Here is a 17,623-nt window from a genome sequence, read left to right as displayed (position 1 = left end):
TCTGAATTTTATAGGTTATCGTTTTTACTTAAGATAGGTATTCGACCATTCCGGATAATTCTTTTCCATATATGAATAATCCGTCAGTCCGGTACAATCACTGAAACAATATTCATATTTGTCGGGAGCGATAAACTGTCCTCCATATTTACTCCGTTCATAAAGGTGCACCTTCGTCCCGTTCACCACTACATAAGGCGACTCTCCACTCACCCGAAGACAACCGCGGAACGTCCCCTGGAAACTCTTAACCGCCCGGTTAGCGGAGAATAATCCGGCAGGGATCTCAGCCAAAGAAGTGCAATCCATAAAACAATATCCAAAACTTTCAGCTTTCGGATTACCAGCGAACAGACCTTCGGGGAGCGTTTTAAGAGAATAACACATTGTAAATACACCACTGAAATCATTAGCAAGCGGACAAAAACGAAATAAACCTTCCGGGATCTCTGTCAGCGAAGGACAACCGCGAAAAGCATAAGAAAATTTTTCCACATTTTCACAGCCTTTAAATAGATTTTCAGGTATACTTTGCAACAACTGACAGCGATAAAATACGCTACTAAACGTCGTAACCGAAACGCATTTACTAAAAAGCTCGTCCGGCAAAGAGTTCATATAACAATTCGAAAAAGCACTAATAAAGGTCTTTGCCGCACTACAATTGTCAAACAAACCAGCTGGTACAGCTCTCAATCCCGCATCCTGAAAACAAAATGCAAAAGTCGTAACCTTACTGCAATTCACGAACAAATCAGCCGGGATCTTTGTCAGCGATTTACAATTATAAAAAGCATTTGAGAATTCGGTTACTTCCGTAAAAGAACCATCTGTATCACCGGGTATGCGAATCAGATTGACACAACCTTTAAGCGCCCTGTCCATAGAAACGAGACCGGTATTTCCCCATTGAATTACTTCGGTAATATAACCGGCCTGAATATCGTCAAACGACAATCCGATATCCATCATCGGCATCTGTCCGGCAATACGGATCTGATAAGTTCCGCCTTTCCTATATATGTGTGAAGGTTGCGGTGTAAAAAGTCCGTCGAAATATCCTTCGATCGCATCTACCGTACCGTCTCCCCAATCTATCGTACAATTCATCTGACCTACGACCGGAGCCGTCATTTTCGCCCCATCCGGCAATTCTATCCCGATAACTAAAGCGGCATCATTCTGTATAACACTGAGCGTAGCAGAAGCCGTATTATTCTCCCCTTCTCCCTGAACCGTAATAGTAACCGTAGCAACATTACGTTTTAAGGAAGCGTTTTCGGCAGCAGAAAGGATTAATTTGTTCCCAGACTTTTGAATCGAAAGCCAAGTCTCTCCACACTCCACCTCCCAGTCCTCATAATTTGACACAACGGTTACTTCTGCAGAACCGCCGGCACGGGGGATTTGAACCTCCGTTAAATTCAGTTCTACACTTGCTTCGTCCGGCTCAACAGGCACAGGAGCGGGAGGTTCCGTGTTATCGTCACTGCAAGCGAACAATAAGGCTATTCCCAGTATCAGATAAAGTTTTTTCATAATGTTGAAGAATTTAGTTAGTTGATTTAGTTAGAATTTCATGACGAACTAGCCGATAGAATGCACACCCGCCATAAAAATAAAAGATTAATTATTTTTCAATTCAATCTCTTACAAACTGTCTTTCCAACAGTGATAAAATTCATAAAATAAGATAATAAACGGTTGAAACGATTTTTTCATAGGCAGTTTAGTTTTAATGAATACTCGGTTTATTTTTTCCTTAACAATAACTTCTGGCTTTATAGTTAGGAATAAAATCTATTTTTAAAATATACAAACAAATATAAATGTTCGTTAAAATTGGATGAATTATAACATCAGATAAGTTTAGGAAGTAAACCAATAATATTTTGAGCCAAAGGATTTTGAGATTTCAATAAATTGTTTAATTTTGTTACAAAATATTTAAAAGGATTGCTATAAAAAACGAACGATATTTTAAGTATATCCTCCTTATTTGTTGTCTCCTGTTTTACCCCATCCCAAGCAAAATTCTAAAATAACCCCAGTCGTCTTCTGTCTAGTAAAAAGGTTGTTTTGTTTTTATTTTACCCTATCTACGTTTAACGAATGCGAACAAACCTTTAAAAACGGCACTTTTTGAGGGCTAATTCTCCCTTATTCAATAAGAAAAACAGATTAAAGTTAAAAATCGCTGATTCTGCAAACTTAGTATAAGTTACAACGTTTAATCCTACGAATAAACCAATTAAACTAATACCTATTATGAAAACAATAAGAAGAATTATGATTGTGGCGGGGATCGTTTTCACCGCGGTATTTCTTACAGCTGCCTGTGACGATGATGACAAAAATGACCAAACAACAGTTATCGGAACCTGGAATCTGGTAGAATCGAAAGCGGATGTAACACCTGTGGCTACAGCAACCCAAACGGAGGAACAATTAGAGTCTCAAATTGCCAATTACCTCTTGATTGCTGTCAATTCCCGGATTGTGATTACAAACAAATCCGTAACTTTTCCTTTATCCGTAAATGGAGGGACTACTCAGTCTAAAACCTACCAGTATGTATTAAATGACGGTATCATGTCCATCGCTTCTCCGATGGCCGGAGTTCCCGACCTGCTGGGCGACATCGATTTAACGGACAATGTACTGAAAATAACTTTTGCTGGAGATTCTTATATGAAACTCTTACAAGCTCTAGCAGCAAAGGATGCAACCTTTAAAACAGTTGTAGATCAAATTGCATCTGCCAGTATATATTACCGTATGAAACGAATTAACTAATTGAATTCAAAAATAAATTTCGGGCTTACCGGAAGATTGCTCCTGTTTTACTAAAAACGGAAAATCTCCAAGGTAAGCCCGAATTTATTATTTATTTCTTCCCCATTGTTAAAGCAGTCTTTTAACTGCTGCCAGTACGGAACAGACAAGGAATTTCTGCTTTAAGTAAATCCGGGTCGCCTATTTTCCGTCAAGCACCATCCCCATGTATTATTTGTCAGGAATAGACTCTTATTTCTTTTTCAAGGGGACAACGTTTATAAACTTCTTTATAGAATCAAATACACCGAAGAAAAAATTGAAAATGAGGTTGGGTGGTATTAAGTAGTTAACTATCCGTACCCCTAAGCCGGTGCTTCCCTTTACGATTTTTCTCTCCCTCTTCCACCATACAAGCCACCGTCGCATCTCCCGTTACATTCACCACCGTACGTAACATATCCAGAGGCCGGTCCATACCTAAAATCAAAGCCAACCCCTCTACGGGAATTCCGACCGAAGAAAGGACCATGACAAACATGACGATACTCCCTCCCGGGATTCCCGGCGTACCAATAGAGGATAAAGTTGTCATAAAAATGATCAGCAACATCTGGGAAAGAGTCAGCTCCAATCCCATTACCTGAGCAATAAAAACAGTCGCCACAGCCTGATAACAACTGGTTCCATCCATGTTAATGGTTACTCCTACAGGCAGGACAAAAGAAACTACTTCATTGGAAATCTTCAATTCCTGTTCAGTCCGTTCCAGCGTTAAAGGCAAAGTCGCGGCACTCGAACTGGTAGAAAAAGCCAATAGTTGCACGGGAGACATTGCCCAAAAAAATTGCTTGATTTTGACAGAGGTAAACAGACGAAGCAAGGCCGGATAGAAGAGGAAAATCAGCAAGAATAAACTGAATGCCACGGTAAAAGCATACATCCCCAAAGCCGCAAAAATTTCTCCATTCCCTGCAGAATCGACTACCAAAGAAGCCATTAATCCCAACACCCCCAATGGAGCAAATTCCATAATATAATCAATAATCTTCAAAATAACTGTATCGGCAGCATCCAAAGCCGACATCAGAACTTTCATCTTCTCGCCTCCGACAGCTACCATGGCAATTCCAAACAATAAGGCCACAAATATAATTTGCAACATTTTTGTATTATCCGATCCGGCCTGAATCAGATTTTCAGGCACCATATCCACAAGAAAAGCCAGAGGGCCCGCATCTTTAATCTCCTCGGCTGCCTTCTTTTTTTCATCTACCGTTTGCTCGTACCGTCCGCGGTATTCTTCTGCTTTTTCCCGCGGAAAGACTTTTCCGGGATGGATGAGATTCACCAGTAGCAAACCGACTGTAATAGCCATTACGGTGGTACCGATATAAATCGCAACGGTTCTAAATCCCATATGGGAAAGACGGCTGATATCTTTCAGTCCGCCTATCCCCTTGATCAAGGAAATAAAAACCAAAGGCACTGCCACAAACTTTAATAAACGGATAAAAATCGTCCCCCAGGGTTTCACCCAATCTGAAACAAATCCTTCAAAATGCAGGGCACAAGCTATAAATCCGAGCAAAATGCCGGCCGTCATTCCGAGCAAAATCTTTACATAAAGAGGGATTCGTTTCCACATAAAATTATCTTACAGTTCTGGATTCCAACAACATATCCAACACGACCATGGCAGCCATTGCTTCTACAACAGGCACGGCTCTCGGTACGACACAAGGATCATGCCTGCCCTGTGCTTCAAAGGTAATCTCTTCTCCCCTGTGGTTGACAGTCTCCTGTTCCCGCATAATCGTAGCGACCGGTTTAAAAGCTACCCGGAAATAAATATCTTCGCCATTTGTCACTCCTCCCTGTATCCCTCCGGACCGGTTTGTTTCGGTCCTCACCTGTCCGTCCCGGATCACAAAAGGGTCGTTATGCTCGCTTCCCCGCATACCGGCAGCCGAAAAACCCGTCCCGTATTCAAATCCCTTGGTAGCATTGATACTCATTACAGCCTGAGCCAAGCGAGCCTGAAAACGATCGAATACAGGCTCTCCCAGACCGGGCATTACTCCGCGAATAAGGCAGCTGACGACTCCTCCCACACTGTCTCCAGCCTCTTTTACTTCCCGTATCAACCCGATCATTCGCTTTGCCGTTTCTTCGTCCGGACAACGTACGATATTGGTCTCTCTCTTTTCAATATCTATTTCCCGGTAAGAACAAGGCAGGCAGATCCCCCCTACTTGAGAAGTATAGGCGTAAATACCTATTCCATATCCCGCCAGAATTTGCTTCGCCACCGCTCCTCCTACCACCCGGGCAATATGTTCCCGGGCAGACGAGCGCCCTCCCCCCCGGTAATCTCTTATCCCATATTTCTGCTGCCAGGAATAATCGGCATGAGAAGGACGGTAAAGTTCTTTTAAATCCGTATAATCCTTACTGTTCTGATTTTTATTCCAAACGATAAAAGCAATAGGCATCCCCGTTGTCCTCCCTTCAAAAAGACCCGAAAGAATTTCCACTTCATCCGCTTCATAACGGGGGGTGGATACATCCGACTGTCCCGGTCTTCGCCTGTTTAATTCCTGTTGTATACCTTCCACCGACAAGGCTATGCCTGCCGGACATCCGTCAATCACTCCCCCTACTGCTGCTCCGTGTGACTCCCCAAACGAACTCAGCCGATATAATTTACCAAATAAATTTCCTGCCATTCTCCTGAAATGAGGGTTAAAAATAAAAAAAAATTCCCTTTATTCCATACAAAAATGCCCGAGAAGCCCTTTATTGAAACAACTGATTAATGCTTCCTCCCGGAAGTCGATAAATATTCTGCTAATTCACTAAAAATTCCCAACCGGAGAAAACCTTCAACCGAACCGAAAGTTTCTAATCTGTGAATCAGACCCATATAAATCAATCACAATACGCCGTTACTCAACTAAAGGGACTTTTTGGGCATTCTTTTATTTCCAGCTTCTGCTGTTTACAAATCCTACTAATGACATCCTCCGCAGCCACAGCTGTCTTCATGAGAATCGCATCCTCCTTCTGAACCGCAACCACTGCATCCCCCACATTTATGCGACTTCAACGCTTCCAGTTCTTCATCTGTAGCATCCCGTACAGCCAATACTTCTCCTTTGAAATAAAGATCTTTACCTGCCAGCTGATGATTAAAATCAATCCGCACCTCTTCTTCTCCGATTTCAACGATTTTTCCTTCTAAATGCCGACCGATACTGTCCATCATCGGTAATACATTTCCGACCACCATATCTTCAGGCTGAACTTCTTTAAAGATATCTTTGGGAAGATCGACTACCATATCTTCATTCACTTCTCCGTAAGCCTGAGCTGCAGGAATTTTAAAATCGAATTTATCCCCTACTTTTTTATTGAGTAAATTCATTTCAAAATATTCCAGGGTTTGCCCTTGTCCGCAAATAAATTCCAGCGGATGACCGGCATCTGCAGTTTCCAAAATACCTCCGTCCGGCTCTGTTTTCAATTCATAGCTTACCGATACAACTTTATTCTTTGTAATCATTCTTTCTGTTTTTAATTAATTTTGGACAAAAATACGACAAAATAATGGAAAACGGAGAATTAAAACCGAAAATTAAGCTTTTACTGTTTTCCTTAAATCATCTTTTCATCCAAAAAAATCTCCCGAATTCATCTTCCTTTTACAAAAAAATGATACTTTCGCACTAATTTACATATTTCGAAAATGCGTCATTATGATTATATTATAGCAGGAAGCGGATTGGCAGGTCTTTATACCGCTTATCTGGCGGCTGCTTACGGAAAGGTTGCCTTACTAACTAAATGCGGAATTACTGAAAGTAACTCCTATTTTGCACAAGGAGGGATTGCCGCCGTTACAGACGAAGACGATGCTCCGGCTCTCCACTTTGAGGATACCATTATAGCCGGACGCGGCTTATGCGATTACCCTTCTGTAAATATTCTGGTCAACGAAGGCCCCCAACGCATACAGGATTTAATCAACGCCGGTATGCATTTCGATATGGAAGACGGAAGCCTGGCCCTCGGCTTGGAAGGCGGACATCACAAAAAACGGATTCTACATGCCGGCGGAGATGCTACGGGTAGAATGGTGACCAGCTTTATGATCGGAAAAGTCATCAATAATTCCAATATCGATATATTCGAAAATCATTCGGTCATCGGATTATTGAAAAATGAAAAACGTTGTTATGGTGTCCGCTCTTGGAATCTGACAACTGAAAAAGAAGAGCTTTTCCTGGGTACCAATACTTTCCTTACTTTAGGAGGAACATCGGCCATCTACAAACGGACCACCAATCCACACACCACTATCGGAGACGGATTGGCCCTGGCTTATAACACCGGTTGTGAAATCGCAGATATGGAGTTTATCCAGTTTCACCCTTCCGCCATTTATACTCAATCGGAAGAAGCTTTTCTGATCAGCGAGGCGGTACGCGGCGAAGGGGCTCATTTGATCAACCAGAATGGAGAGCGCTTTATGCCCGCCATACACGAACTGGCTGAACTCGCTCCCCGGGATATCGTTGCCCAATCTATCTACCGGCAAATGCAGAAGTTTCACCAGAATTTTGTCTGGCTTTCTCTAAAGCACCTCAATCCGGAACTGGTAAAACACCGTTTCCCCAACATCTACGAAAAGTGTAAGGAACTGGGTATAGACATGTGCAACCGCATTCCGGTCGCACCAGCTGCCCACTACACAGTAGGAGGTGTCCGTACTGATATCAACGGCCAAACGAATATCGGACATCTTTTCGTATGCGGAGAACTCGCTTCCTCCGGTATTATGGGAGCCAATCGTTTAGCCTCCAACTCCCTTATCGAATGCCTGGTATTCGGAAAACGGGCCGTGGAAACAGCCAGAAAAAATGTGGAAGATACGACTATACCTGACTTTCAACCGATCTACTATGCTAATGAAAACCGGGCAGAAAGTTACATACAGTTGAAAAAAGAAATCTCTACCATTATGACAGAGCATGCCGGGATTATCCGGAATGAAGAACTGTTGTACCAAGGCCTTTGTAAACTGGAAACATTAGCCGAACAATTGCCTCAGGAAAATAACGAATACTATAATCTTATCAGCCGGAATCTGATTTTAGTGGCTGAGCTCATCATCCGCTCCGCCCTCTATCGGAAAGAAAGCAGAGGCGGGCATTACCGGGAAGATTTTCCCCAAAACGACGATGCTTATCTCTATCATATTGTACAACAAAAAGGAAAAGAGATTCAAAAAATTCCAGTAAACAATAAGCTGAAATAAAGAAAGCCCGGAAAAAGCAGCCAAAAGTAGAAAATAAACTTCAAAAACAAAGGTAAAGCCAAGTAAACGGTAAAATACAAATTTTTAAAATCAAATTGTAACGAATTTATGGAATCTGATAAATTAATAGATCAATTGATCGACCTTGCTATAAAAGAAGACATTGCCAGCGGAGATGTAACGACCAATTCTATCATTCCGGCTCATTCCAGAGCAATTGCCGAAATGAAAATGAAGGCCGACGGAGTGGTTTCCGGTTTAAAAGTCATCCGGCGGGTGTACGAACGTTTCGAAAAAGATATCGTATGGACTCCGCTGGTCAAAGACGGCGATCGGGTCCAAAAAGGAGAAATTATCCTTCGCATAGAAGCCAGTTACCGTTGTCTTCTGTTAGGGGAACGACTTTCTCTGAATATTTTACAGCGCATGAGCGGAATTGCGACAGAAACGGCCAAATATGTCAAAGAATTAGCCGGGACCCGGACTCAACTGCTGGATACCCGTAAAACGGCACCCGGGCTCCGCCTACTCGACAAAATGGCTGTTAAAGACGGAGGAGGCACCAATCACCGCATGGGTTTATACGATATGGCTATGATCAAAGACAATCATATTAAAGTTGCCGGAGGCATTCCGAATGCAGTAAAAGCTGTAAGAGCCAATCTTCCGGCCGGTATAAAGATTGAAGTGGAAACAACTAATCTCGAGGAAGTGAAAGAAGCCTTGGCAGCAAAAGCCGATATCATCATGCTGGATAATATGGACAATGCCACGATGTCTGAAGCCGTCAAACTGATTCACGGGCAAGCCCAAACCGAAGCTTCCGGGAATATGAGTATTCCCCGCCTGAAAGAAGTAGCCGCTACCGGAGTCGACTTTATCAGTGTAGGAGCTTTAACCCACTCGGTAACTGCCCTGGACATCAGTATGAATATCAAATCTTAATGAAGTTTTCCTGTAAAAATGTTTAATCCGGTCGATGCTGCTATTTTCCGGTACAGAGTGAATAAACTCTCCTAAATGGAGCCTGCAAAGGTTTAAACATTTTTACATCTGCTCATTTTCCCCCTTGAACTTTTGAACAAGGGAACCCCTAAACATTTGCACTTTTTTGCTATCTTTGGCCCGAAAATCGAAAAGCTATGACTCATACGGAGATAACCGACAGGATCAAACAACTGAAAAAAGAAAAAAATGCCGTTATTTTAGCCCATTACTACACTCGTCCGGAAGTACAGGATATTGCTGATTACCTGGGCGATTCGTTGGGCTTGTCGCAGGAAGCGGGAAAAACAAAAGCGGATATTATCGTTTTCTGCGGAGTACATTTTATGGCAGAGACGGCGTCTATTATATCTCCCGATAAAAAAGTACTTATCCCGGCTCAGCATGCCGGATGCTCCCTGGCCGAAAGTCTTACCGGTTACGAACTGAGGGAATGGAAAAAAGCCAATCCGGAGGGGATCGTCGTCAGTTATGTCAACACAACAGCCGAGGTAAAAGCGTGGACAGACATCTGCTGCACTTCTGCCAATGCCTTGAAAGTCGTGGAAAGTTTACCGGAAGACCGGAAAATTCTCTTTGTTCCGGACAAAAATCTGGGCGCCTGGATACAGAAAAAAACAGGACGCGCACTGGAATTATGGCAAGGAGATTGCTGTGTGCACGAACGGATTACTTCCGAAATGATTCTGCAGAAAAGCCAGGAATACCCGGAAGCCGACATCCTGATCCACCCGGAATCCCATTGTTCACACGACGATGCGATTCTGAATTTACCTCAAGCGTATATGTATTCCACAGCCGGCATGATTAAACACGCTTTTCATTCTTCTAAAAAACAATTTATCATTGCGACGGAAATCGAAACCATATACAAACTGAAAAAAGACAATACGACGAAAGAATTCATCCCGATACATCCCCAAACCATATGCGGACAAATGAAAAAAGTAACGCTTGAAAATGTATGGGAAGCTTTGGAAAAAGAACAATACGAAGTGAAAGTCCCCGAAGCTATCCGGGAAAAAGCGAAACTTCCGATAGAAAGAATGTTGAAAATCAATTAAATCAAAAATATGAATATCTCATTAAACTGGCTGAAAGAGTATCTGAAAATTGATCTGGATGTGAAAGAAATCTGTGAGATCCTCACCAGCATTGGGCTGGAAGTAGCCGGATATGAAAAAATTGAATCTATTAAAGGCGGCTTAAGAGGATTAGTTATCGGAGAAGTAAAGACCTGTGAGGCTCATCCCGATTCCGATCACCTGCATATTACAACTGTCGATCTGGGAGATGGACGCCTTACACCGATTGTTTGCGGAGCTCCGAATGTAGCCGCCGGCCAGAAAGTTGTAGTGGCAACTATCGGTACGACACTTTACGAAGCCGATAAAGAATTCGTCATCAAAAAATCAAAAATCCGGGGACAGGAATCGGAAGGAATGATTTGTGCAGAGGATGAAATCGGTATTGGCAATGACCATGCCGGAATTATCGTATTACCCTCTGATGCAAAAGTAGGAACCCCGGCTGCAGCTTATTACGGCATTACAGAAGATTATACAATTGAAATCGACATTACCCCCAATCGGGCAGACGGAGCTTCTCATTTAGGAGTGGCGAGAGACCTGGCAGCCTATTTGCAACAAAGACAAGTCATTTCCTATTCCCTTCCTTCCGTAGATCATTTTGCTGCGGACAGAAACACTGCCGGTCTGACGATAGAAGTGCAACGTCCGGAAGCCTGTATCCGCTATGCTGGTGTTTGTATCGAAGGAGTGAAAGTAAAAGAATCTCCGGAATGGCTAAGAACCCGGTTAAAGGCAATTGGTCTGAATCCGATCAACAATATTGTAGATATCACTAATTTCATTCTTTTTGAGTTAGGACAACCTCTCCACTCCTTTGACAAAGACAAAATAAAAGGGAATAAAGTGGTTATCCGCAGTTTTCCTACGGGTACCAAATTTGTCACACTGGACGGTGTAGAACGGGAATTAAACCAGGATGACCTTATGGTGTGCAATGCCGAAGAACCCATGTGTATTGCAGGCGTATTTGGTGGTCTGGACAGCGGGATCACCCCCCAAACGCAAAATGTATTTTTGGAAAGTGCCTGTTTCGACCCCGTTTTCGTACGGAAAACAGCCCGCCGCCACGGCCTGAATACAGACGCTTCCTTCCGTTTTGAAAGAGGAACGGACCCCAATATAGTCCTCTATGCTTTGAAAAGGGCTGCCTTATTAATTAAAGAATTAGCAGGAGGAGAAATCACTTCTGAAATCATTGACATTTATCCGCAACCGGTAAAAGATTTCGAAATCGAAGTTAGATATACGCATATCGACCGACTGATCGGAAAAGAAATCGGAAAAGAAAATATCCGGAAAATATTAAAAGCCCTGGAAATAAAAATTGTACAGGAAACTGAAGAAAGTTTGCTGCTACATGTTCCCCCCTACCGGGTGGATGTCCGCCGGGAAGCAGATGTTATCGAAGACATCCTCCGGATTTATGGCTTCAATAATGTAGAAGTACCGGCAAAAGTAAACTCTACGCTGAGTTATACACAAAAACCGGACGATTATCGGTTAAAAAACATTATTGGCGACCTGTTAGCCGCCAAAGGCTTTCACGAGATCATGAACAACTCCCTGACAAAAGCCTCTTATTTCGAAGGACTAGATACGTATAAGCCGGAAAATACGGTTCTTCTTTTCAATCCCCTGAGTTCGGATCTGAATGCTATGCGCCAAAGCCTGTTGTTCGGAGGTTTGGAATCCATTGCCTACAACATTAACCGGAAGAACGAAAATCTCAAATTGTTTGAGTTCGGGAAAACCTATACTTTCCACAAAAAAGAGGGAGGTAATCCCCTGAAACAATACCGGGAAGAAAATAAACTGGCTTTATTTATCACCGGTAACAAAAATATTGCTTCCTGGAACGCTAAAGAAAACAAAACCGATTTTTATACTTTAAAAGCCTATAGTGAAACAATATTGAATCGTCTGGGCTTCTCGGTCGACTACCTGACGACGGAAGAAGATACCAGAGATATCTTCCGGGAAGGCCTGAGATATACCCAGAACGGTCAACTCCTGCTGAGCATCGGCAGCATCAGCCATAAGCTTTTAAAAGCGATGGATATCGATCAGGAAGTATATTATGCAGAACTTTCCTGGGAAAATGTATTGAAAGAACTGAAAAACCATACCATACGCTTCACTCCCATGCCTAAATTCCCGTCCGTAAAACGGGACCTGGCTTTATTACTGGACAAACATATCACCTTTAAAGAAGTGAAGGAAATCGCCCTGCGCACAGAGAAAACTTTACTGAAAAATGTAAGTCTCTTCGACGTATACGAAGGCGAAAAACTCGGTCCGGACAAAAAATCCTATGCCGTTAGTTTTACCCTGCAAGACGATGAAAAAACCTTGACAGATAAACAAATCGACAAGATCATGAATAAATTGATCGGCGCCTATAAACATTTGTTAGGAGCAGACATACGATAAGAATCCAGAAGCCGACCGGAAACAGAACTTCCGGTCGGTTCTTTTTTGCCTTATCCCCCCTCGTTCTCTAAATTTCTCCTTTGGCCTTCTCTTCTTTATTCAAATTTTTAATTTTTATATCTTTGTAAACAGAATTGTCCGTAACACTTGCCCCTAAAAAGCGTAAATATATGGAAGTAGAAAACGATATGAATACAGTCCGAACAAAGACAAAATACAAGCTGGGACTTGCATTAAGCGGTGGTGGTGCCAGGGGATTTGCCCACTTAGGTGTGATAAAAGCCATGAACGAATACGGAATCAGACCTGATATCATCTCTGGAACAAGTGCCGGAGCTTTAGTCGGAGCAATGATTGCTGCAGGGAAAACCCCGGAAGAATGTATCGAATTTTTTCACCATACGAAAGTCCTCCAGTTCGCCCGGTTCACCATGTCGAAAATGGGACTTATGTCGATGTGTGGTATGGAAGAAAAGCTGAAAAAGTTCTTAGGTGTTAAAACCTTTGATGAATTGCCGATCCCTTTAGTGGTCACAGCCAGTGATATCAACAATTCTGTATCGGTACATTTCAATGCAGGCGAACTGATACCCTGTGTATTGGCTTCCTGTTCCATTCCTGTGATCTTTATTCCGGTCGAAATCAATGGAATTATTTATGTAGACGGGGGATTATTCATGAATTTACCGGTCCGCCCCATACGGGATATTTGTGAAAAAATTATTGCCGTAGAAATCAATTCCATCGATTCCCATGAAAAAGTCAGCAATATGATCCATATGGCAGAACGTTCTTTTCATCTGGGACTGGCGGCCAACACCCGCATTGACAAAAAATTATCCGATATTTTTATTTCTCCGGAGAATATGATCAAATACGGCATGTTCGATTTAAATCATATCGAGGAAATTTTTGAAATCGGCTATAAAAAAGCCAAAGAAGTCCTCAAGGATTTTAACAAAGTTATCCATACCCCCATAGTCATCGCTAATTAAAGAGAAATTTTAAGGCTCTTCCGGGCTAGGAGTATGCCGCGATAGAATACCTTATCGCTTTACATAAGTCTGAAAAAACCAAGGAGCTGTCTCATTAATTTTCTGGATCACCTGTTCAAGCGGAAGATTCATCTGACCTCCGGCCGCATTTAAATGCCCGCCCCCCTTAAAAAATGTTTTAGCCCATTCGTTTACCGGAACTGTTCCTTTAGAACGGAAAGATAATTTTACCCTTTCTTTTCGTTGTGTAATCTGTATGGAAACACAAATATCTTCGACAGAAAGAGGTATATTCACCAATCCCTCCAAATCCCCCTCCCGGTAATTATACTTTTCCAGTTCTTCTAAGGTAATGGGAATTATAGCCAGCGGAAAATCCGGATTTACGGTCAGCTTATTCAATAAGGCATGTCCGATAAGCCGCAAACGGGTTAATTTATTCATTTGGTACAAATAATGATGTACCAATTCCTTATTCAACCCTAATTCCAACAAATCGGCAATCACCCGATAGGTTTGCGGACGGGAGGAATTATGACTTAAACCGCCGGTATCCGTATTAATACCGGTATACAAAGCGTTCGCCATATCAGGATCAATGGCTTCCCTTCCCCATATTCCGGTAATAACCGTATACAAAAGTTCACAGGTGGAAGATACCCGTATATCCGAAATCATATACTCCGCCTCCTCCGGATCCGGATGATGATCGATAATCACCTTATCTCCTCTGAAAACTGAAACAAAAGGTTCTAAATCCCCCTCCCTTTTTACAGTGTTATGATCCAGCATAAAAAGCAAATCGGCACCGGCAATCAGACGTCTGCACACATCAGGCTTGTCCTGAAAAGAAACAGAGCGGGTAATATTTTTCAACCATCGGAGGTATTCCGGAAAATAATCACAAGTCAGAATATGACAGACAATCCCAGCCTTTGTCAAGGCCGTATAAAAAGCCGAGCATGCGCCCACCGCATCCCCGTCAGGAGAAATATGCGGAATAATAACAGCCTTTAAATTTTCCTGCGCTAACCGTTGCTTTAATCGCTCTATTTCCTTATAAATCTGCTCCATATACAAACGGAATAATATTCGATAACTGATTACAATTAAGTTTGCAAAGATAGGATTATTTACCCGACTTCTGTTTTTACGAATTTATTTTTCCTAACAATTTTCGAATGAAGTAGCCCATAACTCTTTCATACCGGACGAAATCCTGTCCCACATCTCTCTGATTAACGACAGTCCGGAAGCAGAGGAAATCGGGAAGGCCAGTCTCCTTCACCCGCTTCTGTCGCCAAACACTTCGCTGGTTTGGAGGAACAGGTTCGGAAAAACTGTTTTTCCGACCTGTCCACATTCTTCCCGGTTTAAGCCGCTCCTCTTTCTTCACAGGAATAGGCAAACTCCATCGCTTCCCCTAGTTTTTCCTGAAACAGCTTCAAAATAGGAGATTCCCTGTAATTTCTCCTGCCATCCTCCTGCAAAGTCGTCACGGCATAATTCAGAAGATCTGCTATTATCCGCCTCCTCTCCAAACTATGATTTCCGAAATTTCTCCATTGCTCTAGCATAAAAATGACATAACGTCCCATTTCTATAGCTTTTAAGTCCGGACGATTTGCTTTTTCAATGGCCTTCCGATGCAATTGAAAAACTTCTTCTAAAGATTTTCCGAAAATTTCAACTCTCCCTTGAAAAGTAAAAGCAACTAAAACACAATCTTTTTTTTCCATCGTTCTGGTTTTTAATGTTAAACATTGTTTTAAAACAGCCTGTCAAAGGACATTTCAAGGCATAATTCCCCCTTTTTGGGGAAATTTTCCCAAGCCTTCGAGCCATTTCAACTGTTTAACACAATCAGAACAATCCGTCCATAATGAATAAAATAAAAATCTCCTTTCTGCCGGCAGGCATCAGGAACATCTGTTTAAAATTTAAAAAGGGATTGATTGGACAAAGGTAAATATTTTTTTATTCCCGCCCAAAGGAAATGAAAATATATTAAAAAGTTTAAGAAATTCACTACAGCCGCAAGAAGGTATTATAAGAAACTCACCAAAGATTCATTTTCAAAAACACGATAAAAAGGAAACCAGTCATTTACATGCAAATGACTGGTTTGAATGGATTGAGATATACTCTTTAGCAGGGTTATTGACCCGCTTTTATTCCCACTCGATCGTGGCAGGTGGTTTGGAACTGATGTCGTAAACCACGCGGTTAATCCCTCTGACGTTGTTGATGATGCGGTTGGATACCCGGGCCAGAAAGTCGTAAGGCAAATGACACCAATCGGCAGTCATCCCATCCGTGGATTCAACAGCCCGCAAAGCAACCACACTTTCATAAGTACGCTCATCCCCCATTACACCAACGCTTTGCACCGGTAATAACATCACTCCGGCCTGCCATACTTGATTATAAAGTCCCTCTTCCTGCAACATGGAGACGAAAATATGATCCGCTTCCTGCAGTAAGGTTACTTTTTCACGGGTAATCTCTCCCAGAATACGAATAGCCAATCCCGGGCCAGGAAAGGGATGCCTCTGCAAAAACTTATCGGCCAAACCCAAGCTCTTTCCCACCCTTCTTACCTCATCTTTAAAAAGCAAACGCAAAGGTTCCACTAATTTCAACTTCATATAATCCGGTAACCCACCCACATTGTGATGCGACTTTATGGTCTGAGAAGGGCCGTTTACCGAAAGAGATTCAATAACATCCGGATAAATGGTACCTTGTCCCAGCCATCTTGCATCTTTTATCTTAGAAGCTTCTTTATCAAAAACATCTATAAAGGTACTTCCAATAATTTTCCGCTTCTTTTCCGGTTCTTTTACCCCGGCCAGACGATCCAGGAACAAATCCCCGGCTTCTGCTCCCACTACATTCAATCCCAACTCTTTATAATTCTCCAATACGTTTTTGAATTCGTTTTTCCGCAACAAACCGTTGTCGACAAAAATACAGGTCAGGTTTTCCCCGACAGCTTTATGCAACAACATCGCTGCTACCGTTGAATCCACTCCCCCGGATAAGCCCAAAATTACCCGGTCTGTCCCCAGTTTTTCCCTTAATTCTTTTACTGTCGTTTCTACAAAAGAATCAGGAGTCCAATTTTGCGAACAACCGCAAATATTCACGACAAAATTCCGCAACAACCATTTTCCTTCTGTACTATGATATACCTCCGGATGAAACTGTATCCCATAGGTTATCTCATCCTCTATTTTAAAAGCAGCGTTTTTGACATCAGCAGTACTGGCAATTATCCGGCAGTCAACCGGCAGTTTTTCAATCGTATCCCCGTGGGACATCCATACCTGGGAATGTTCACTGATTCCATTAAATAATAAACTTTCTTTGTCGATATAAGCCAAATTAGCCCTTCCGTACTCCCGCTTATTACAAGCTCTCACTTCTCCTCCAAAATGCTGAGCCAGATATTGGGCTCCGAAACAAACCCCCAATAAAGGTAATTTCCCCTTTATACCACTCAAGTCGGGCCGGGGAGCATTTTTATCCCTAACGGAAAAAGGACTTCCCGAGAGGATTACTCCTTTTACCGATTCGTCCGGAGCGGGATAGTGATTATAAGGATAAATTTCACAATAAACATTCAGTTCCCGTATTCTGCGCGCAATTAACTGAGTATATTGCGAACCGAAATCCAATATCAAAATTTTTTCCTGCATTGTATTAGGTATTATAAATGGCTGATTTACATCTCTAAGTCTTTAACGAATAAGGATAATCTCCCGACAGTATTTTTTCTTTCTTTTATATTCCCTATTCGACAGGACAAAGATAACTTTTTAAGGGAAAAAGTAAAAAGTTGGAAGCTGAAAAAGCAAGGGCAGTGCTTCCTCTCTTTCCTTTTAAAATGTAAAATCGTTACCAATATAGAGCAGAATAGTATCAAATCGTAAGTGAAAAGTTATTTTATGTAATATACTGCAAAACAAATTGTTAAACTTTGCGATCTTGCTCTTTTAAACACA

13 protein-coding genes are annotated in these 17,623 nt (G+C 42.1%); 6 read left to right on the top strand and 7 right to left on the bottom strand.

The features are described from left to right. Positions 1–24: 24 nt before the first annotated feature. The gene (locus tag HMPREF9449_RS04110) at positions 25–1,539 is read right to left on the bottom strand and encodes a leucine-rich repeat protein (RefSeq protein ID WP_009135969.1); all 1,515 of its coding nucleotides are present in this window, start codon (positions 1,537–1,539) and stop codon (positions 25–27) included. Positions 1,540–2,268: 729 nt separating this feature from the next. Here HMPREF9449_RS04110 and HMPREF9449_RS04105 point away from each other — a divergent pair. Next, positions 2,269–2,796, top strand: a complete 528-nt coding sequence (locus HMPREF9449_RS04105) for a lipocalin-like domain-containing protein (protein WP_009135968.1) — start codon at positions 2,269–2,271, stop codon at positions 2,794–2,796. A gap of 328 nt (positions 2,797–3,124) precedes the next feature. On the opposite strand, the gene HMPREF9449_RS04100 is transcribed toward HMPREF9449_RS04105, so the two are convergent. The 3 genes from HMPREF9449_RS04100 to HMPREF9449_RS04090 all read right to left on the bottom strand — a co-directional run bounded on the left by HMPREF9449_RS04100 (position 3,125) and on the right by HMPREF9449_RS04090 (position 6,340). After that, entirely contained in the window at positions 3,125–4,423 is a 1,299-nt protein-coding gene (locus tag HMPREF9449_RS04100) for a dicarboxylate/amino acid:cation symporter (RefSeq protein ID WP_009135967.1), read from the bottom strand. Between the two features lie 4 nt (positions 4,424–4,427). After that, a complete protein-coding gene (gene aroC / locus HMPREF9449_RS04095) occupies positions 4,428–5,504 on the bottom strand; it encodes a chorismate synthase (protein ID WP_009135966.1) in 1,077 nt (358 codons plus the stop codon). 284 nt (positions 5,505–5,788) lie between these two features. Further along, the gene (locus HMPREF9449_RS04090) at positions 5,789–6,340 is read right to left on the bottom strand and encodes an FKBP-type peptidyl-prolyl cis-trans isomerase (protein ID WP_009135965.1); all 552 of its coding nucleotides are present in this window, start codon (positions 6,338–6,340) and stop codon (positions 5,789–5,791) included. 183 nt (positions 6,341–6,523) lie between these two features. On the opposite strand from HMPREF9449_RS04090, the gene nadB reads away from it, so the two are divergent. The 5 genes from nadB (at position 6,524) to HMPREF9449_RS04065 (ending at position 13,616) form a co-directional block, all read left to right on the top strand. Then, on the top strand, positions 6,524–8,095 hold the full coding sequence (nadB, locus tag HMPREF9449_RS04085) for an L-aspartate oxidase (protein WP_009135964.1): 1,572 nt from the start codon (positions 6,524–6,526) through the stop codon (positions 8,093–8,095). A 108-nt stretch (positions 8,096–8,203) separates the two neighbouring features. Further along, a complete protein-coding gene (nadC, locus tag HMPREF9449_RS04080) occupies positions 8,204–9,040 on the top strand; it encodes a carboxylating nicotinate-nucleotide diphosphorylase (RefSeq protein ID WP_009135963.1) in 837 nt (278 codons plus the stop codon). Between the two features lie 197 nt (positions 9,041–9,237). Beyond that, positions 9,238–10,164, top strand: coding sequence for a quinolinate synthase NadA (gene nadA / locus HMPREF9449_RS04075; protein ID WP_009135962.1), 927 nt, complete (start codon positions 9,238–9,240; stop codon positions 10,162–10,164). Positions 10,165–10,173: 9 nt separating this feature from the next. Then, entirely contained in the window at positions 10,174–12,621 is a 2,448-nt protein-coding gene (pheT, locus tag HMPREF9449_RS04070) for a phenylalanine--tRNA ligase subunit beta (RefSeq protein WP_009135961.1), read from the top strand. A gap of 170 nt (positions 12,622–12,791) precedes the next feature. Then, entirely contained in the window at positions 12,792–13,616 is an 825-nt protein-coding gene (locus tag HMPREF9449_RS04065; RefSeq protein ID WP_009135960.1) for a patatin-like phospholipase family protein, read from the top strand. 51 nt (positions 13,617–13,667) lie between these two features. Here the strand turns inward: HMPREF9449_RS04065 and HMPREF9449_RS04060 are convergent, their stop codons facing one another. From HMPREF9449_RS04060 to guaA, 3 genes are all read right to left on the bottom strand, one after another. Then, entirely contained in the window at positions 13,668–14,690 is a 1,023-nt protein-coding gene (locus tag HMPREF9449_RS04060) for a DHH family phosphoesterase (RefSeq protein WP_009135959.1), read from the bottom strand. Positions 14,691–14,989: 299 nt separating this feature from the next. Further along, positions 14,990–15,355 (bottom strand): hypothetical protein, encoded by a 366-nt coding sequence (locus HMPREF9449_RS04055; RefSeq protein ID WP_009135958.1) that lies wholly within the window; start codon positions 15,353–15,355, stop codon positions 14,990–14,992. A gap of 432 nt (positions 15,356–15,787) precedes the next feature. Then, a complete protein-coding gene (gene guaA, locus HMPREF9449_RS04050) occupies positions 15,788–17,317 on the bottom strand; it encodes a glutamine-hydrolyzing GMP synthase (protein ID WP_009135957.1) in 1,530 nt (509 codons plus the stop codon). Between the last annotated feature and the right edge of the window lie 306 nt (positions 17,318–17,623).

Origin of the sequence: Odoribacter laneus YIT 12061 (genome assembly GCF_000243215.1) — a bacterium.
Taxonomy (GTDB): domain Bacteria; phylum Bacteroidota; class Bacteroidia; order Bacteroidales; family Marinifilaceae; genus Culturomica; species Culturomica lanea.
Note: the sequence above shows the minus strand (reverse complement) of the source record. Positions and strands in the feature narration are given on the sequence as shown.